1 protein-coding gene and 1 rRNA gene (1 of these 2 running past the window's edge) are annotated in these 2,129 nt (G+C 52.6%); one reads left to right on the top strand and one right to left on the bottom strand.

The genetic code is table 11. From position 1 onward, the window contains the following. A 16S ribosomal RNA gene (locus tag ACREAY_RS10375) occupies positions 1–9 on the bottom strand; it reaches 1,454 nt to the left of the window's first position. 380 nt (positions 10–389) lie between these two features. On the opposite strand from ACREAY_RS10375, the gene ACREAY_RS10370 reads away from it, so the two are divergent. Further along, positions 390–2,129 (top strand): thioredoxin domain-containing protein (locus ACREAY_RS10370; protein ID WP_431755699.1); only part of this gene is annotated, 1,740 nt, incomplete at its 3' end.

Here is a 2,129-nt window from a genome sequence, read left to right as displayed (position 1 = left end):
ACATCGAATCCCCATGATATGAGCGCAACTGGAGGTCAGTGAATCACAAAATGGCATACTGCCAACATCATCACTGACGCCGCCTTGATGTTACGTTCAAAACACTTTCTTACAGCAGAGCGATATAAATCTTTCAGAACGAGCGTAAACCGTGAGAGGACACGTCAATACCGGCCACTGAAAGCGTCCGATTTAGTGTTAACCAAAGCTTGTAAAAACTTGCTAATAAAGCCTTTGATGAATTTCTCTTTAGTGAAACATAGTTCCAGTTGATCTGGTGTTTTCGACTAGAAGCTCTAGCAGATCATGCGGTTCCGACGGGCTTTGTTGAAAATTATGGATCTGCATTTTTGCATATAGTCTAAATAGTGTCAGGACGAAATTGCCTCGTGCACGATAATACTACCAACAATAAACCAAACCGCCTTGCAAAAGAGACCAGCCCGTACCTTTTGCAACACGCACACAATCCCGTCGACTGGTACTCGTGGGGGGAAGAAGCTTTACAGCGCGCAAAAAAGGAGGACAAGCCCATCTTTTTGAGCGTAGGCTACTCGGCGTGCCACTGGTGCCACGTGATGGCCCACGAGTCGTTTGAAGACGAAGAAACGGCCAAGATAATGAACGAGCATTTCATCAACATCAAAGTCGACAGGGAAGAGCGCCCAGATATTGACGACATTTACCAGCGGGTATGCCAGCTTGCCACGGGAACTGGAGGGTGGCCGCTTTCTGTTTTCATGACGCCAGACCACAAGCCGTTCTATGTCGGCACGTATTTCCCAAAGGACGGCCGGCACTATAACCTGCCGGGGTTCAAGACAATCCTGAACCAGCTGGCAGAGGCGTACAGGGGCAAGAAAGGCGAGATCGAGACTGCAAGTGCAGAGTTCATGGGCGCCCTCTCACAGACATCGAGAGACGTTGCCCTGCCAAGCGCCGCTGCAAAGGAGGCAATAGAGCGCCCGATACTGGACGAGGCGGCAATGGGCCTGCTGCAGATGGGCGACACCATCTATGGCGGCTTTGGCCAGGCCCCAAAATTCCCAAACGCGTCAAACCTGCTCTTTTTGCTGCGCTATTACGATATTTCAGGCATCGCCCGGTTCCGCGACTTTGTCCTGTTTACGGCCGACAAGATAGCCGCTGGCGGGATACACGACCAGCTGGCAGGAGGCTTTGCAAGGTATTCGACGGACCAGAAATGGCTCGTCCCCCACTTTGAAAAGATGCTCTATGACAACGCGCTCCTTGCACAACTGTACGCGGAATTGTACCAGATAACCAAGGACGGGCGCCACCTAACAGTCGTGAGAAAGACGCTTGACTTTATCATGCGCGAAATGACGCACCCGGAGGGCGGCTTTTACTCGGCACTTGACGCCGACTCGGAAGGCGAAGAGGGCAAGTTCTACATCTGGGCCAAAAAAGAGATCCGCGAGGTCCTGCAGGACCCTCTAGCTGTCGACATATTTTGCGAGCACTATGGCGTGACTGACGGCGGCAACTTTGAGTTTCGAAATATCCTCAACGTCCGGTCGCCCGTCGCAGGATTAGCCCAGCGTCACGGCAAGAGGCCTCCAGAGATAGAGAAAATTATAGCTGACGCTTCGGCCAAGTTGCTTGCCACAAGGGAAAAGCGCGTAAGGCCGGGGCGCGACGAAAAGGTCCTGACGTCGTGGAACGGGCTCATGATCTCTGGCTTTGCCAAGGGCTATGCCGTTACCGGCAACCAGAAATACCTCGACGCTGCCAAAAAGGCAGTCGACTTTATCGAGGCAAGACTCGCCTCGCCTGAAGGGCGGCTTATGCGCACGTTCAAGGACGGCCAGTCGAAACTGAACGCGTACCTGGACGACTATGCCTTTTACGCTAGCGCACTCTTGGACCTGTTTGCAGTTGACTCTAAACCTGCATACCTCGAAAAGGCAGCCAAGTACACCGACTATATGCTTGCACACTTTTGGGACGAAAAGGAGGGCAACATGTTCTTTACCTCTGACGACCACGAGCAGCTGATCGTCCGCACAAAGAACTTTTACGACCTCGCAATCCCGTCAGGAAACTCGCTTGCAGCCTCTAACCTGCTGCGGCTGTACCTCTCCGTGCAAAACCCCGACTATTTGGAC

Origin of the sequence: Nitrososphaera sp. (genome assembly GCF_050748925.1) — an archaeon.
Classification (GTDB): domain Archaea; phylum Thermoproteota; class Nitrososphaeria; order Nitrososphaerales; family Nitrososphaeraceae; genus Nitrososphaera.
Note: the sequence above shows the minus strand (reverse complement) of the source record. Positions and strands in the feature narration are given on the sequence as shown.